General features: G+C 69.8%; 11 protein-coding genes. 2 read left to right on the forward strand and 9 right to left on the reverse strand.

Going from position 1 to position 17,352, the window contains the following annotated elements:
* Window positions 1-309 precede the first annotated feature (309 nt).
* From ACSHWB_RS04270 to ACSHWB_RS04300, 7 genes are all read right to left on the reverse strand, one after another.
* A complete protein-coding gene (locus ACSHWB_RS04270) occupies window positions 310-2,829 on the reverse strand; it encodes an ABC transporter permease (RefSeq protein ID WP_439660778.1) in 2,520 nt (839 codons plus the stop codon).
* Between the two features lie 7 nt (window positions 2,830-2,836).
* Complete coding sequence (locus tag ACSHWB_RS04275; protein WP_439660779.1) at window positions 2,837-3,589, reverse strand: ABC transporter ATP-binding protein; 753 nt, start codon at window positions 3,587-3,589, stop codon at window positions 2,837-2,839.
* A gap of 119 nt (window positions 3,590-3,708) precedes the next feature.
* Window positions 3,709-6,681, reverse strand: coding sequence for a helix-turn-helix transcriptional regulator (locus ACSHWB_RS04280; RefSeq protein WP_439660780.1), 2,973 nt, complete (start codon window positions 6,679-6,681; stop codon window positions 3,709-3,711).
* Between the two features lie 83 nt (window positions 6,682-6,764).
* Window positions 6,765-6,908: a hypothetical protein gene (locus ACSHWB_RS04285; RefSeq protein WP_439660781.1), complete on the reverse strand. Its 144-nt coding sequence runs from the start codon at window positions 6,906-6,908 to the stop codon at window positions 6,765-6,767.
* A gap of 70 nt (window positions 6,909-6,978) precedes the next feature.
* A complete protein-coding gene (locus ACSHWB_RS04290; RefSeq protein ID WP_439660782.1) occupies window positions 6,979-9,813 on the reverse strand; it encodes an AfsR/SARP family transcriptional regulator in 2,835 nt (944 codons plus the stop codon).
* 323 nt (window positions 9,814-10,136) lie between these two features.
* Window positions 10,137-10,328, reverse strand: a complete 192-nt coding sequence (locus ACSHWB_RS04295) for a DUF397 domain-containing protein (protein ID WP_439660783.1) — start codon at window positions 10,326-10,328, stop codon at window positions 10,137-10,139.
* Between the two features lie 22 nt (window positions 10,329-10,350).
* Window positions 10,351-11,196, reverse strand: a complete 846-nt coding sequence (locus ACSHWB_RS04300; RefSeq protein WP_439660784.1) for a helix-turn-helix domain-containing protein — start codon at window positions 11,194-11,196, stop codon at window positions 10,351-10,353.
* 165 nt (window positions 11,197-11,361) lie between these two features.
* On the opposite strand from ACSHWB_RS04300, the gene ACSHWB_RS04305 reads away from it, so the two are divergent.
* A complete protein-coding gene (locus ACSHWB_RS04305; RefSeq protein ID WP_439660785.1) occupies window positions 11,362-11,679 on the forward strand; it encodes a hypothetical protein in 318 nt (105 codons plus the stop codon).
* 390 nt (window positions 11,680-12,069) lie between these two features.
* Entirely contained in the window at window positions 12,070-14,274 is a 2,205-nt protein-coding gene (locus ACSHWB_RS04310) for a SulP family inorganic anion transporter (RefSeq protein ID WP_439664513.1), read from the forward strand.
* 54 nt (window positions 14,275-14,328) lie between these two features.
* On the opposite strand, the gene dacB is transcribed toward ACSHWB_RS04310, so the two are convergent.
* Window positions 14,329-15,861 (reverse strand): D-alanyl-D-alanine carboxypeptidase/D-alanyl-D-alanine endopeptidase, encoded by a 1,533-nt coding sequence (gene dacB / locus ACSHWB_RS04315; protein ID WP_439660786.1) that lies wholly within the window; start codon window positions 15,859-15,861, stop codon window positions 14,329-14,331.
* Window positions 15,858-17,288 (reverse strand): NADP-dependent phosphogluconate dehydrogenase, encoded by a 1,431-nt coding sequence (gene gndA / locus ACSHWB_RS04320; protein ID WP_439660787.1) that lies wholly within the window; start codon window positions 17,286-17,288, stop codon window positions 15,858-15,860. Before gndA ends, dacB begins: the two co-directional genes overlap by 4 nt.
* Between the last annotated feature and the right edge of the window lie 64 nt (window positions 17,289-17,352).

The raw sequence follows: 17,352 nt of genomic DNA on the forward strand, positions 1-17,352 counted from the left end.
GGGAACGACGAAGAGGGACGACCGGGCCCTCGCTCCGGTCGTCCCTCACCCCAGGTAGAGGGCCTAGCGGCCCAAAAGTGACGCGCGCCCCCAAAGTTTTTTTCGCGCCAGCTGACCGCACGCGGGGCCCTTTCGTACCGTCATGCAGTACGAAAGCGCCCCGCGTGCATTCCGGGATGCGGAAACAGTGGAGGTCCGGTGCCCCGACAGCACCGGACCTCCACCGATCCCCCGGTCGTGCGGCCCCTGTTCCGCACTCCCGAACCCGCCTGGCCGCGGCCCCCGACAGCCGGGGCCAGGCGGGGTGTCCTACGCCTCCGCCATCCCCGCGACCACGGAGTTCTTGGCCGCGCGGCGAGCGGGCAGGGCGGCGGCGATGATCGCCGCGACCACGGCCAGCCCGAGCATGATCCCGATCTGACCGAACGGGATGGAGAAGCTGATCGTGAACTCCGAGTTGGAGATCGCCTCGACCAACAGCCACCCGAACCCCGCGCCGAGCAGCACGCCCACGACCGCGCCGATCAGGGCCATCAGGATCGACTCGACCACCAGCATCTGCCGCAACTGGCCCCTGGTCAGGCCCAGCGCCCGCAGCAGGGCGGACTCGCGGGTCCGTTCCAGCACCGAGAGCGTCAGGGTGTTCGCGATGCCGAACAGGGCGATGATCAGCGCCAGGCCCACGAGGGCCCAGATGAACATCAGGATCTGGTCGATCTGCCCGTTCAGTTCGGCCTTGGTCTCGGCCGCCGAGTCGAGCACCGCCACCGGTGAGGTCGCGATGAACCGCTCCAGGTCGGCGCGGGCCACCGTGATGTCCGTGCCGGGCGCGAGCTTGACCAGCACGTTCTGGTAGCCCTTGGCGGGCTCCTTGAGAATCGACTGGGCCGACGCGAGCGTCACGATGCCGGTGCCGTAGCTGTTGTCCTTGATCAGCGCGACGACCTTGAAGTCCTTGCCGCTGATCGGGACGGTGGAGCCGACGGTGAGGCCTGCTTCCTTGGCCTCCTTCTCGCGCATCGCGATCTCGTTGTCCTTGAGACCGGTCAGCGTGCCGGCGGCCGTGTCCGGGCGCACCAGGGAACCGATGGCGTCCGACGGGTAGCCGGTGACGTCGGCGTACTGGAGCTTGGGCGACTCGCCGTAGGCCCTGAGCTCGGGCGCGACCTTCGCGACGTTGCGCACCTTCGCGAGGTCGTCGGTGAACTTCTGCGACAACGGCTGGCTGTACACGTTCGACTTGACCGCGTAGTCGGACGGGAAGCGCTTGTCGACCTGCTCGTTCATGGTCGCGCGGCCGCTGCCGGCCACGACGGTCACCATCGCGACGATGGTCACGCCGATCATCAACGCCGCCGTGGTCGCGGCCGTGCGCTTGGGGTTGCGGCCCGCGTTGGCCGAGGCCAGCTTGGCAGGGACGCCGCGCAGCGCCTTGCCGAACAGGCGGTTCACCAGCGGCACGTAGAGCGGGCCGAGCAGCAGGACCGCCAGCAGCAGCACCATGGTGGCGCCGCCGGTGATGAACATCGCCGGCTCTTCCTTCTCCTGCTGGAGTCCGAAGTAGACGGCCACGCCACCGACCAGTGCGATCAGCGTCGCGACGACGATCCGCAGCTTGCCGGTGCGGGCGACGTCGTCGGAGCTGTCCGGCTGCGAGCGCAGCGCGGCCACCGGGGCGACCTTCGTGGCGCGGCGGGCGGGCAGCACGGCCGACAGCACCGTCACGACCACGCCGACACCGAAGCCGGCGGCGATGGTCACCCACGAGATCGGCAGGCGGATCGGGGTGTCGTCGCCACCTCCGGGGCCGCCCACGGTGCTGATGAACGCCTGCAGGCCCGCCGAGACGCCGAGTCCGCCGAGGAGGCCGAGCACGGACGCCGTGAGGCCCATGAAGAGCGCTTCGGCGAGCACGCTGCGGAACACCTGCGAGCGGTTCGCGCCGACGCACCGCAGCAGCGCGAGCTCCTTCGTGCGCTGGGCGACGAGGATCGTGAAGGTGTTGTAGATGACCATGCCCGCGACGATGAGCGAGATCGCGGCGAACGCGAGCAGAAAGGTCTTGATCTCGCCCGCGGCGTCACCGACCTGCTCCAGCGTCGCCTGGGTCAGCTGCTCGCCGGTCTGCACCTCGTAGCCGCTGCCGATGGCCTTGGTGATGTCACCGACGAGCTGCTGCTGCGACACACCGGGCTTGGCGACCGCGACGATCTCGTAGATCCGCTGCGTCGGGATGACCGTGCGCAGACCCTCCTGCGAGACCAGGACGTGGTCGCTGCCGGACATCGAGATGCTGCTGGCGCCCTGCTGGTAGGTGCCGACGATGGTGAACGCGTGCTCCGCGTTCTCCTCGTCGAGCAGCTTGAGCTTGTCACCGACCTTGAGCTTCGCGACCTGGGCGGTCTTGACGTCGATCGCGGCCTCGTCGGCCTTGACCGGGAACTTGCCGTCCTTGAGGTTGAAGTCGCGCAGCTTCTCCGTCGTGGGCAGCGGCTGCACCATCGCGCCGCGTGCCTTGCCCTCGCCGCTGAGCAACGCGGCGCTGCCGAACTCGCGCGAGTCCGCGCCCTCGACACCGGGGGTGTTGCGGATCTTCTGCAGGAAGTCGGCGGGAATGCCGTTCTCCCGGTTCGGGCTGTTCTCGCCCATGTGCACGGCCGCGTCGACGTTGCGGGCGCTGCGGGCGAAGTTGTCCCTGGTCTGTTCCCCGACCGCGTCGCCGAGCACGAGCGTGCCCGTCACGAACGCGACGCCGAGCGCGATGGCGATGCTGGACAGCACCAGCCTCGCCGTGCGGGCCCGCAGGCCCGCAAGGATCGTCTTCAGCATCTTTAGCTCACGCCCCCAGGTGCGTGAGGGCGTTGACGACGGACTCGGTGGTGGGCTGGTGGATCTCGCCCGCGAGCCGTCCGTCGGCGAGCAGCACCACGCGGTCCGCGTAGCTCGCGGCCACCGGGTCGTGCGTCACCATGATCACGGTCTGGCTCATCTTGCGGACCGACATGCGCAGGAAGTCGAGGACCTCGGCACCGCTGCGCGAGTCCAGGTTGCCGGTCGGCTCGTCGGCGAAGATGACCTCGGGACGGGCGACGAGCGCACGGGCACAGGCCACGCGCTGCTGCTGGCCACCGGACAGCTCGGTCGGGCGGTGCGTGAGGCGGTCGCGCAGGCCCAGCACGTCGACGATCGTGTCGAACCACTGCTTGTCGGGCTTGCGGCCGGCGAGCTCGAGGCCCAGCAGGATGTTCTGCTCTGCGGTCAGCGTCGGCAGCAGGTTGAAGGCCTGGAACACGAAGCCGACGCGGTCGCGGCGCAGCTTGGTCAGGTCCTTGTCGTTCAGCTTGGTGATCTCGGTCTGTCCGATGTGGATCTCGCCGCTGTCCACCGTGTCCAGTCCCGCGAGGCAGTGCATCAGCGTGGACTTGCCGGAGCCGGACGGCCCCATGATCGCGGTGAAACGACCGGCCTGGAAGGCGACGTCGATGCCGTCGAGCGCCCGCACCGCGGTGTCACCCTTGCCGTAGACCTTCACCAGGTTGTGGGCCGCCGCGGCGGTCCGGGTGCCGACCTCGGACACCAGTGCAGACATGTGACTTGCCTTCCTCACAGGGGATGTTCCTCGATGAGGAAGAAGCTATGAGGAAGCTGAGTGCGCGGACATCAACTCCGCGACGCGTTGCGCATCAGCCTGAGGTATGACAACCCGCGCTACTCCAGCAGACCCCGGTCGTACGCGATGGCCACGGCCTCCGCGCGCCGCGACGCCCCCAGCTTGGCCATGATCCGGGAAAGGTGCACGGAGACGGTCTTCTCGCTGATGTAGAGCTCCTCGCCGACCTCGCGGTTCGTCCGGCCCGAGGCCACCAGGCCGAGCACGTCGCGTTCGCGCGGGGTGAAGAGGTCGATCTGCTCGCGCACCGGTTCGTCGGCCCTGAGGGTGATGCGGGCCCGCTTGGCACACAAGGCGATGGCCGTGGCGAGCGGAACGGCCTTGAGCCTCGTCGCCACCTCGTCGGCCAGGCGCAGCTGCTCGGCGGCCTCGTCGCGGCGTTCGGCCCCGAGCAACGCCTCCGCGAGCCGCCACCGGCACAGCGCCTGCTCGAACGCGACCCCGAAGTCGAACTCGTCCACGGCGGCCTGCCACAGCCCAGGGTCGCCCGCGCCGGTCAGCCTGGACTCCTCCGCGAGCGCGCGGGCCAGCCAGGCACGTCCCTCCGGACCGAGCACCCCGGCACGCGGCTTGCCGTTCTTCGCGGTCAGCCGCACGTGCTCGGCGAGCTCGTGTCCTGCCGCCACAGCGTTCTTCTCGGCCTCGGTGTCGCGCTTGCGGCGTGCCTTCGTGGCGATCTCCGCGTGCCCCGCGATGCCGATCGCGCCGATCCTGATGCCCGCGAGCATCCACGGCCCGCCGAGCTTGCGCGCCCACTCCAGCGCGTCCGTGACCCGTTCGACAGCCAGCTCCGGACGGCCGCGCCACAGCGCGAGCTCCGCGCCGGTACCGCCGTTGATCAGCGCGATCTGGATGTCGCGGTGCCAGTCGCTGCGCAGCTTGGTGATCATCCGCTCGGACTCGTCCAGGTCGCCGCGCGAGACCGTGAGGTGCGTGCTCGCCGACGCCAACCTGGCCAGCACCGTCGAGGAGACGGACATGCCGGGCGGTTCGCTGGCCCACGCCGCGTAGTCCCAGTCGCCGATGTAGTAGTGCACCAGCACCTGGAGGATGCGGATCTCCAGGCCGTACATGCTCCACGTCAGGCCGGTCTCCTTGGCCCGCTCCCCCGCGAGGTTGTAGACGCGGGCGGCCTCGGCCAGCTCGCCGCGGTCGTAATGCATGAGGCCGTAGTAGTACCAGGCCCTCAGCTCGTTGTTGAACGCCCCGACCTCGCGCGCACACTGGATCGCACGCTCGAAGCTGGCCTGCGCCTCCTCCGGCTGACCGGCGTGGTCGTCGAGGATCGCCAGGGTTCCGAGCCCGTCCGCGACCGCACCCGGCGCGTTCGCCGTCTGGCCGTCCGCGATCGCGAGCTCGGCGGCCTCGCGCGCCTGGGCGTCCTTGCGTTGCTGGCGCAGGGAAGATGCCTTGCCCGCGAACACGCGGGCGCGAGTGGGGCTGGGCTCGCGGTCCTGCACGAGGGCGAGCGCCTTGCCGAGGACCAGGAAGTGCTCTTCCTCGTTGCCGTCGAGGATCGAGAGCGCCTGCGAGAGCCGCAGCCAGATCTCGGCGGCCTCCTCCGGCGTCTGCTCGGCGCTGATGGCCTTGGTGGCGCTGCGGGCGAACGCGACGGCGCGTTCCGGCTGCCCGGCCGTGCCCGCGACCCAGGAGGCACGGCGCAGCAGCACCGACTCGTCCACATCGGACGGACGGTCCGCCGCGGCGACCGCGTTCCAGAGGTTGAGCGCCTTCTCCAGGTACCGCAACGACTCCGCGGGCGCGCCGGCGCGTTCGGACTCCTTGGACGCCTGGATCGCTGCTTTCAGGGCCTGCGGCAGGTCGTGACTCTCGAAGGCGTGGTGGGCCAGCGCCGCCGCGGCACCGCGTTCGTCCAGCTGCCGGGCCAGGTGCTGGGCGTAGGCGGCGTGCAGCCGCACCCGTTCGCCGGGCAGCAGGTCGCCGTAGACCGCTTCCCTCAGCAGGGCGTGGCGGAAGGCGTAGACCTCGTCGTCGTTCACGACGAGCAGGTGGTGCTGGACCAGTTCGCGCATCGCCGCGTCGAGCGCGATGTCCGTCATGCCGGTGACGTCGTGCAGCCGGTGGTGGCGGACCCGGCGGCCCCAGACCGACACGACGCGGACGACGTGCTGCGCCTCGGCACTGAGGCTCTCGACGCGACTGAGCAGCACGTCGGCGAGCGCGGACGGCAACGACCTGGCGTCGTCACAGGTGGCCACCGCGATGAGTTCCTCGGCGAAGAAGGCGTTGCCCTCGGAGCGTTCCGCGACCTGCTGGACGACGTCCTCCGGCAGGTCGTCGGACAGCGCCTCGACGAACCGGCGGGCATCCGCGGCGTTGAACGGCGAGAGGTCCAGGCGGTCGACGGCGGGCAGCCGGACCAGCTCGGACAGCAAGGGGCGCAACGGATGGCTGCGATGCAGGTCGTCCGCGCGGTAGGTGCAGACGACCAGCAGGCGCTGGGAACGCAGGCGGGACAACAGGAACGACAACAGGTACCGGGTGGACGCGTCGGCCCAGTGCAGGTCCTCGACCACGAACAGGACGCGCTGCCGTTCGGCGAGATCGCTCAGCAGCCCGAGCACGGCGTCGAACAGCTGGAGCTGCCCGACGTCCTGCTCCGGCCTGCGACCGGGGATCAGGCTCGGCGCGATCATGCCCTCGGTGCCGGGCTCGCGTTCGGCGGGCAACGCCAGCTGCGGCAGCAACATCGCGAGCGCCGGCCGGTGCGCCACGTCGGTCTTGAGCTTGCTCAACGCCTCGGCGAACGGCAGGTACGGCAGGCCTGTCTCGCCGACGTCCAGGCACCGTCCCATGAGGACGATCGTGTCGTCGGCGCTGGCGGCCAGCTCGTCGATCAGCCGCGTCTTGCCGACGCCGGCGTCCCCGGCGACCAGCACCGCCCCCGCGGTGCCCTCGCCGGCCTGTGCCAGTGCGGCACGCAACCGGTCCAGTTCCCGATCGCGTGCGACCAACGGAATTCCGGACCCCAGGCGCGCCACAAGAGGCATGCTGTCACAGCACAGCGTTTGTTCACGAGTAACTTGTTCAGTGGGGTGTTGCCCGGATTGCGCCGGGGCGCCTGCAAGGGCCCTCATCGCGTCCGGGTCGTAGTGCGGTGCATCACTCGTTTGAGCCACGACGGCATGTCGCGGTTCGACCGCTGCCAGTTGCACACGGCGTTGCCACGTCGGTAGTCGATTTCCGCCTTGATCGCCTCAGGGGTCCATTCGGTCATGGACCTGAGGGTCGTCCTGAGGCCTCACCTCAGGCATCGGGCGATCACGCAGTCCTGCCCGCAGAACCCCTTACCCGACCGTCACCGCACGTGCGCGAGCCAGCCGGGCCCTCACACCGTCGGCTTCCGGCGCCCCCAGCTCGCTGAACAACGCCAGCGCCCGCTGCCAGTGCGCCGCCGCCCCCGCCGCGTTCAACCGCTCGAACACCGCCGCGAGCCGGTCGTGCGCCAACGCCTGGTGGTACGGCGAGACGGCATCGCACGCCACCGCCAGCGCCGTACGGGCAGCAGACAGCGCTCCGTCCGCGTCACCGGTCTCCAGCAGGGCCGTGGAGATGTCGACGTGGCAGGCCGCTTCCCCGCACTGCTCACCGACCTCGTGGTACATCCGCAACGCCACCCGCAGCCACGGCATCGCGTCGTCGAAGCGCTGGGTGCTCAGGTACAGCAGCCCGAGGTGGTGGTGCGCGTTGGCCTCGGCCCACTTCGAGCCCGCGATCCGCGAGATCTCCATGGCCTCGCGGTAGTGCGCCTCGGCCTCTGCGGCGCGGCCCAGGTCCTGCAACGTGCCCGCGACCGTCGTCAGGGCGCGTGCCTGCTGGTGCACGTCCTCCTTGCGGCGCGCCACCTCCAGCGCACCCTGCTGGGCCTGCAGGGCCTCCTCGAAGCGTTCGAACTGCAGCAACGCGACGCCGAGGTTGAACTGCATGACAAACCGCGCGTCGTCGTCGTTCAGCGCGATGGCGGCCTGCAACGCGGCCTCGGTGAGGCGCAGCGAGGTCTCGCGCTCGGTCCGCAGCCACAGGTACCGCGACAGGGTGTACGGCAGCTGCCAAGCGTGGACGTGCCAGCCGGAACCCGAGGCGAGCTCGGCGGCGGCGATCAGGTTCGCGCGCTCGGCGTCGAACCAGGCCGTCGCGTCCGCGGCACCGGAGATCGCCGGCACGTGCGCGGGACGGTGCTCCGGCGCGACCAGGACGCTGCCTCGGTTGATCGGCAACAACCCGTCGGCGAGGTCCGCGCAGTGCAGGTAGTAGTCGAGCATCCGGCTCGTGGCGGCCCGGCGTTCCGGCTCGGACAGCTCGCCGGCCAGCGTCTTCGTGTAGACGCGGACGATGTCGTGCGCGAAGTGCCTGCCCGGTTCGCTGACGGACAGCAGGTTCGCGGCCGTCAACGCGTCCAGCGCGCGCTGGGCCTCCAGCAGCGACACGTCCCCCATGGCCGCGACGACGTGCGGGGTCAGGTCCGAGCCGGGGTGCAGGCCGACGATCGCCAGCAACCGCGACGGCTCCGCGGGCAACGCACGGCGTGAGGCGTCCAGAGCGGCCCGCACGGTGCCTTCGCCGTCTTCCAGGCCGAGCGCGGCCAGGCGGCCCTGCTCGTCCTGCAGCTCCTCGACGAGTTCGGCGACGCGCAGCCGTGGGGACACGGCGAGACGCGCCGCGGCGATGCGCAACGCGAGGGGTAAGCCGTCGCACAGCTCGGCCAGCTCGCGCAGGGCACCGGCCTCGATGTCCGAACGGCCGGCGATGCGGCCCAGCACGTCGACGGCGGCGTCCGGGTCGAGCATGTCCAGCTCGACCAGCTTCGCCTCGACCTGCGCGACGAGTCCGACCAGCCGGCGGCGCGAGGTCACGACGACGCACGAGGGCGAGCCCGGCAGCAACGGCAGCAGGTCCGCCGAGCTGCGGACGTTGTCGAGCATCACGAGCATCCGGCGGTCGGCCAGCAGCGTGCGCAGCAGCGCCGAGCGTTCGTCGACGGAGACGGGGGTGTCGCCGGCGGGCACGCCCAGGGCGCGCAGGAACCGGTTGAGCACCTCGCCGATCTCCAGCGGCTCCCGGTTCGGGTCGTACCCGTGCACGTCGACGTAGAGCTGGCCGTCCGGGAACTCGTCGCGCACCCGGTGCGCCCAGTGCAGGGCCAGCGCGGTCTTGCCGACCCCCGCCGGGCCGGTCACCAGCATCACCGGGCCGTCGTGGCCGCGCAGCAACGCGTCCAGGTAGCCGAGCTCGGCGTCCCTGCCGATCAACGCGACGGGCGCGCGCGGTAACTGTGCCGGGATCGTCACCGGTGCGGGTTCGGGCGCGGCCTGCTGCTGCGGCACGCGAACGGGCGCGCGTTCCGGCTCGGGGCTGTCCCCCGCCAGCACGGCCTGGTGCACGCGGCGCAGTTCGGGACCCGGCTCGACGCCGAGTTCCTCGATCAGCACGGCGCGGGCCTCCCGGTACGCGGCCAGCGCCTCCGCCTGCCGGCCAGCCTGGACCAGTGCCCGCATGAGCAGGCCGTGGCCGCGTTCGCGCAACGGGTGCTCGACGACCACCGAGCTCAGCTGCGAGACCAGTTCCGCCCCCTGCCCGATCGCGAGGCCGAGCTCGGCGCGTTCCTCCAGCACCGCCAGCCTGCGCTCGACGAGACGGCCGCGTTCGACGTCGGCGTGCAGCCCCGAGACACCGCCCAGCGGTTCGGCGCGGAACAACGCCAGCGCGTCGTCCAGCTCCACCGCGGCTCCGGCGAGATCCCCGGCGGCGCGCATGCGGTTCGCGAGCAGGACCTGACGTTCGAACACGTCCAGGTCCAGAGCGCCGGGCTCCACGCGCATCAGGTAACCGTCGCCGACCGACGTCAGCAGCTCGGCGGGAGCCCTGCGCGCACGGGTCGGTTCGAGCGCCCTGCGCAGTCCGGCGACGTAGGTCTGGACCAGGTTGACCGCGCTCGAGGGCACGTTGTCGCCCCAGACGGCCTCGATGATCTGCCCGCGGCTGACCGGCGTGTTGCGCTCCAGCAGCAGGACCGCGAGGACGGCGCGCTGCTTCGCCGCACCGAGATCAACCTCTTGACCTGCGCGAACGACTCGGAGAAGGCCGAGAACCTCGAACCGAAGGGGTTCCTCGCCGTGCGTCACCGATCTGTCCTTCGCCTGTGGTCCACCTGGAGCTTGAAGATCACTTCAGTCGGGCTCCAGTCGTGCTGTAGAAGGCATTCTTACGCTTAGCGTGTCCAACCAACCACACACCGCGAGATCAACGGAAACCGGAGATCACGCAGTCGGAACAGGTTGGACCGGACAGCGGAACACCCGCTGCTCCCCATGATCGACGTGGGTCGGCCGGCGTGCAAGGGGCATCCAGCCCGCGGCGGCGGAACGCCGGCCGGCCCACGTCCCCTTACGACGACAGAAGGCCCCGGCTGGATCTTCCAGCCGGGGCCTTCCGCGTCGTCTTCCGATCAGCTGACAAAAGAGCCGGTCTTCGCGGCCGCGAGGAACGTGTCCCATCCCGCGTCACCGAACCTCAGCCGCGCACCGTCCGAGTTCTTGCTGTCCCGGACGGCCGCGCCGGACGACACGAGCGCGATCTCGACGCACTCGGGCCCACCGGCCGACGACCTGCTGCTCTTGCGCCAACGCAAGCTTTCCACTCTGTTCACTCTCCGGTCGCAGTCACGCGAGAGTGCGAGCGATCTCCGTGATCAGGGTTGCCGATTCCCTGGGGGTCTGGGCGGAACTCACGAGACGCTCGAACATCTCGGCGTAGGAATGGACGTCCGACTGTTGTTCCAGGTAGACGCCGCTTCTGGTGCTCTCGATGTAAACCACGTCGGAGTCGAGCTGCTCGGGAAAGCTCAGGATGACGAACGGGCCGTCCATCGCAGCATGACCACCGGCGCTGAACGGCACGACCTGCATCGTGACGTTCGGCAACGCACCGACTTCGAGAAGACGCGCCATCTGCACGCGCATCACCTCGGCGCCGCCGACGAGCCTGCGCAGGGCGGCTTCGTCGATCACGACGTGCAGGCGCAACGGGTCGTCCTCACTCAGCAGGGCCTGCCTGGCCTTGCGCAACCGGACGCGCCGGTCGATCTCACCGGCGCGCGCGTCCGGCAGCACCTGGGAGATCAACGCCCTCGTGTACGCCTCGCACTGCAGCAGGCCCGGGATCATCAGCCCCTGGTAGGTCCTGATCGAGTCCGCGTCGGCCTCGTACCCCACGTAACGACCGGGCACGATGTCGCCGAACTCGTCCCACCACGCCTTGCGACGGGCTTCCCTCGCCAGCTGGACCAGCTCTTCGAGCGTGGCGGCGTCCGCGCTGTAGGCGGTGAGCATGTCGCGCACGTCGCGCGGACTCACCCCCACACGGCCCGTCTCGATGCGGCTGATCTTGGAGGCCGAGCACTCCAGTCGCTCGCCCACCTCCTCGATCGTCAGCCCGGCCACCTCGCGCAACCGACGGAGCTCGCTCACGAGCCGGCGCTTGCGCAGGGTCGGACTGCTACCCCGCATGACTCCTCCTGGGTGCCGTCACGTCTCCTGGTCGATCCCAGTTTGAGAGCAAACCAGCTCGCCGCAAAGAGACGTCATCCATTCGTGTACTGCAACTTGCAGATCGCAGGTTCGACGCGACAGTCTGCTGGGGCTGCTTACGTAAGGACTGGAGCTCTGAGCCTGATGGCCGTCACGGTGTTCAGCCAACTGGACAAGTCGCTGCACTCCCACCTGGCCACACTCACCGAACTCGCCGCACGTGGCGACGACCAGACCGCTCTCGTACTCGCCAGGGTTGAGTTGCCGAGGGTGGTCGCGGTGGTGAAGGCGTTGCTCGACGAGCACCAGCCCGACGAGCACGGCCGGTGCGCGACCTGCAAGCGCGGCTGGTTCTCACGGCGGATGCCCGCACCGTGCCGTGCTTATCTCTCGGCGCAGCTGATCCTGACCGTCGTCGGCCAGGAGACTTCACACGGCAAGCACCTGCGCTCGGTAGGCTGAATTCTCCGAACTCGATAGTTCTTCGGTTCCCACGTGACCTGGGCCGGCTCCGCACCCCCCGACCGGAGCCGGCCCTTCTACGTCATCACCTCGCGTGACGATGCCGCGAAGATCAACACGGTTGGCTGAAAGATCTGTCACAGCACCGATTCCGGCCTCATCATTGATGGTGACGCGGCCTGATCCCGCCCGACGATGCCTGTGCCGACACGGAGGTGTTCCCGTGCCGACCCCGCATGACCGCGCCGACGCGCTCGCAGCCGTCCGGCCGCGCCGCATGCTGCCCTTAGAGCGCCTCTAGCGCGCTCCCTCCTCAGCTCGCTCCCCGCCCTGTGCCTTCCGTCGCACAGGGCTATGCCGCTGTACAGCAAAGGAAAACCCGTGAACCACATGCCCAGGTCCAACGCCGGCGACCACACCCCGCACGGTCCACCGCTGATCCTCAGGCACGACCTGCCCGCGAGCTTCGTGCTGTTCCTCATCTCGATCCCGCTGTCGCTCGGCATCGCGCACGCCACGGGCGCGCCGCTGATGGCGGGGATCATCTCCGCGGTCATCGGCGGCGTGGTCGTCGGCGCGATCAGCGGGGCGCCGTTGCAGATCAGCGGGCCGGGGACAGGGCTCGTGGTGATCGTGGCCGGGCTGGTGGCGCAGTTCGGGTGGGCGGCCACCGCGGCGATCACGCTGGCCGCGGGCGTGCTGCAGCTGGCGCTGGGGCTCACCGGGATCAGCCGCCTGGTGATGTCGCTGTCCCCCGCCGTGGTGCACGGCATGCTGGCGGGCATCGGCATCTCCATCGCCGTCGGGCAGCTCGTGGTGGTGCTGGGCGGCACGGCGGCGTCGACCGTGCCCGCGAACCTCGCGTCGCTGCCGGGACAACTGGCCGGAGCCTCGCTCGGGTCCGTGCTGGCCGGTGCCGTGGCGATCGCGGTTCTGCTGCTGTGGCCCCGTGTTCCGCGTGTCTCCGTGATCCCCGCGCCACTGGTCGCCGTCGCCGCGGCCACCGGGCTCGCGTTCGTGCTGCGCCTCGACGTGGCCAGGGTCGACCTGCCGGACAGCCACGCGCTGGTGTTCCCGGAGATGCCGCAGGGCAGTGCCGGCACGGTGGTCACGGCCGTCGTCACGGTCGCGCTGGTGGCGAGCATGGAGTCGTTGCTGTCGGCCGTCGCCACGGACCGGCTGCACGACGGGCCGCGGGCCCGGCTGGACAAGGAGCTCATCGCGCAGGGCACCGGCAACGTGCTCGCGGGCGCGCTCGGCGGGTTCCCGATCAGCGGTGGCCTGGCCCGCAGCTCGACGAACGTCGCGGCGGGCGCGAAGACCCGGTACGCGGCGATCTTCCAGGGCGTGTGGATCGCGGTGGCGGTGCTGGCGTTCGCCCCCGCACTGGAGCTGATCCCGCTGGCCGCGCTGGCGGGTGTGCTGTTCGTCGTCGGGCTCCGGCTCGTGTCGATCAGCCGGATGCGGACCCTGGTGCAGCACAGGGAGTTCCTCGTCTACGCGGCGACCGGGCTGGGTGTGGTCCTCTTCGGACTGCTGGAGGGCGTGGTCGTGGGGCTCGCGATCGCGTTGCTGCGCGCGTTGTACCGGTTGACGCACTGCTCGGTGCGCGTCGAGGGCAACCGGGTGTGCGTGCGGGGATCGCTGGTGTTCCTGGGAGTGGGGCGGCTCGTGCGCGAGCTGCGCAGGATGCCGCCGGGGCAGACCGTCGTACTGGAGCTGCACGTCGACTACCTGGACCACGCGTCCTACGAGGCGATCAACGACTGGCGCGAGGGCTACGAACGGCTCGGTGGCCGGGTGCGCGTCGACGAGGTGCACGACACCTGGTACGACCAGGCGGACCAGGGCAAACCGGGGCGGCGCAAGACGTTGCCCGGTCCGCTGCCGCGGTGGTTCGCGCCGTGGTCGCACTGGCAGGGTGCTCCGGGCGCGGTGACGTTGCCGGCACAGCGGTCGTCCGTGGAGAGCGACCCGATGTTGCTGGGAATGCACGAGTTCGAACGCCGTTCCGCGCCGTTGGTGCGGCCGTTCCTGCACGAGCTGGCGGTGCGCGGGCAACGGCCCCAGCAGCTGTTCATCACGTGCGCGGACTCCCGCGTGGTGCCGAACCTGATCACCACGTCCGGGCCGGGTGACCTGTTCTGCGTGCGCAACATCGGGAACCTGGTGCCGATGCCGTCCGCCGACGACAGGTCGGTCGGTGCGGCGATCGAGTACGCCGTGGAGATCCTGAACGTCAGCACCATCGTCGTGTGTGGACACTCCGACTGCGGCGCGATGAAGGCACTGGTCAACGGGTCCGCGTCGCGCGGATCGCACCTGCACTCGTGGCTGCGCAACGCCGAGCCGTCGCTGATCCGGTTCCACGCGCCGACCGCGCCCGGCTGCGCGGAGCTGCCGGTGGCGGACCGGCTCGCCGTCGCGAACGTCGCCCAGCAGCTCGACAACCTGCTCGGTCACCCGAGCGTGCGGGAGGCGATCACCGCGGGCACGCTCACGTTGAAGGGCATGTACTTCGACATCTCGAACGCCCGCGTGTACCTGGTCGACCCGGACCGCAACGGGCTCGAGCCCGTACCGTCCCCGGCCTAGAAAGCGAGGAGCCGCCCCGAAAACTCTCGGGGCGGCTCCACTTGCGACTTACTTCTAGCAGGTGCCGATCCAGGAGCACTCCACGTCGAAGCGCTCCTTCGCGGGAACCTTGGTGCGGTCCTGCGCCGGAGCCTTGCGCTGCTGCGGCACCGACTGGACCTGCGGCGCCACCGAGGTGCCACCGTCCGAGGCCAGGCGCACGGCGATCCTGTCCTCGATCAGCTTCGGGCTGTTGAACAACAGGACGTTGTTCTGCACCACCGAGAACACCAGCTCCCGGCCCGCGGCCGTCGTCACGTAACCGGACAGGCCGGACACGCCGGACAGCGACCCGGTCTTGGCCTTCACGTTGCCCGCCGCCGGGGTGTTCTTCATGCGGTTGACCAGCGTGCCGTCGACACCGGCGACCGGCAGCGACGCCTGCCACGCGGCGAACCACGGCTTCGTCTTCGCCTTGACCAGCACCGAGGTGAGGTCGTCCGGCGAGAACTGGTCGAGCCGGGACATGCCGGACCCGTCGAAGACCTCGACCGCGTTCGGGTCGACGCCCAGACCGGACCACTTGGTGCTGAGCTGGTTGACACCGTTGGTGAACGAGCCACCCGCGGTCTTGACCAGCACCTCGGCCAGCATGTTGTTGCTGTCCTTGAGCAACGGGACGATCAGCTCGCTGAGCTTCATCGACGTGTCGGTGGCGAGGACGGCGGCGTTCGCCGGCGCCTTCTGCCTCTTCACGCCACCGGTGACGGTGATCCCGTTGGCCTGCAACGCCTTCTGGAACACCGACGTCACGAGCCCGGTCGGGTCCTTGACCGTCGAGAGCTTGGTCGTCTCGACCGTCGTGGACCCGCTGACGAAGATCCGGTTCGTGCCGTGCTCGCGCTCCACGGAGACACCGGCGTTACCGGTGGTAGCCGTGGACACGATCTGCACGTGGTCGTTCGCCGGTTCGGTCGTCACGACAGCCGGGGCGCCCGCCGCGGCGCCCGGCTTGACGCGCACGACCACGGTGCCCGCGCTGAACTTCGCGTCCGGCGAGAGCGTGAGCGCCGACGTCTCCGCGCTGTACGCGAACGGTTCGTCGTCCCACGCCCAGCCCGAGCCGTACGGCTGCGCGTCGAACTTGGTGTCGTCGATGACGAGCGCGCCGTTCACCGTGGTGACGCCGCTGGCCTTCAACGCGTCCGCGAGCTGCTGGTAGCGCAGCCTGGACATCGTCGGGTCGCCGCCACCGCGCAGCGCCAGGTCGCCGTTGAGCTCCGTCCCGGTCTTGGTACCGGCCGAGACGAGCTCGGTCTTCCAGCGGTGGTCCGGACCCAGCAGGTCCAGCGCCGTCGTCGTGGTGAGCAGCTTCATGTTCGACGCCACCTGGGAGCGCCTGCTGCTCTGCCGCGTGTAGATCACTTCACCTGAGTTGGCGTCCCGCACGACCAGGCCGACGTCCGCGCCCTTCAGCGCGTTGTCGGCCAGGATCGTGTCGAGGTCAGCCGTGAGGGCCTCGTTGCCGACCGCCACGGCGCCGCCGCTGGACGTCAGGGTCAACCCTGCCGTCACAGCGACGACCGCCCCCAGAATGCCTAATTTCACGCTTCCACCTCTGATCGATCACCCGACCACAACGTGTGGAAGCTACCGGGCCTGTCGATCCGCCTGTAGGTGTGTGCCCCGAAGAAGTCCCGCTGTCCCTGGACAAGCGCCGCCGGCAGGCGTTCCGAGCGAAGTCCGTCGTAGTAGGCCAAAGCGGACACGAAGCCCGGCGTCGGCACACCGGATTCCACCGCCCGCACGACAACCCTGCGCCACGCGGCCTCGGCGTTCTGCACCGCGTCGCGGAAGTAGTTGTCCACCAACAGGGACGCGATGTCGGCGTTCGCGTCGTAGGCCTCGCGGATGCGGTTGAGGAACTGCGCGCGGATGATGCAGCCACCACGCCAGATCGTCGCCATCGCACCGAGGTCGATGTTCCAGTCGAAGTTCTTCGACGCCTCGCGCATCATGTCGAAGCCCTGCGCGTACGCGACGACCTTCGACGCGTAGAGCGCCTGGCGCACGTCGTCGACCAGCTCGGCGTCCGGCTTCGCGACGACCTCGCTGGCACCGAACGCCTCGCGCACGGCCTTGCGCTGGTCGGTGTGGCCGCTCAGGCTGCGCGCGAACACGGCCTCGGCGATACCGGTGACCGGCACGCCCAGCTCCAGCGCCTCCTGCACGGTCCAGCGACCGGTGCCCTTCTGCTCCGCGGCGTCCTCGATGACCTGGACGAGCGGCGTGCCGTCCGCGTCGACGTGCTTGAGGACCTCGGCGGTGATCTCGACCAGGTACGACTCCAGGTCGCCCGAGTTCCACTGCGTGAAGACCTCGGAGATCTCCGCCGGCGTCTGGCCGCCGATGCGGGACAGCAGGTCGTACGCCTCGGCGATGAGCTGCATGTCGGCGTACTCGATGCCGTTGTGGACCATCTTCACGAAGTGCCCGGCGCCGTCCGGCCCGACGTGCACGCAGCACGGCTGACCGTCCACCTTGGCCGCGATCTCCTCGAAGACCGGCCCGACGTGCTTGTAGGACTCAGCGGGACCACCCGGCATGATGCTCGGCCCGTTGAGCGCGCCTTCCTCGCCGCCGGAGATGCCGGCGCCGACGAACAGCAGCCCCTTCTCCTTCAGCGCGGCCTCACGGCGGCGCGTGTCGTTGAAGTGGGCGTTGCCGCCGTCGATGACCATGTCGCCGGGCTCCAGGAGCCCGCTCAGCTCGTCGATGACGGCGTCGGTCGGGCCACCCGCCTTGACCATGATGATGATCTGGCGCGGCGTCTGCAGGCTGTCGACCAGATCCTGCAGCGTCTCGGCGCCGACGAAGTCGCCCTCGTGGCCGTGCTCGTCGAGCAGGGCCTTCATCTTCGCGGGCGTCCGGTTGTGCACGGCAACTTTGAAACCGTGCCGCGCGAGGTTGCGCGCGAGGTTGCTGCCCATGGTGGCAAGACCGGTGACCGCGATACGTGCTTTGCCTTCCGTCATACGCGACAGCCTGCCGTGTTCTTCGCCTTTACGCGAGACGTCACAGGGTGTTCTCAGACTCCGT

It is taken from the genome of Lentzea sp. HUAS TT2 (genome assembly GCF_051853195.1).
Lineage (GTDB): Bacteria > Actinomycetota > Actinomycetes > Mycobacteriales > Pseudonocardiaceae > Lentzea.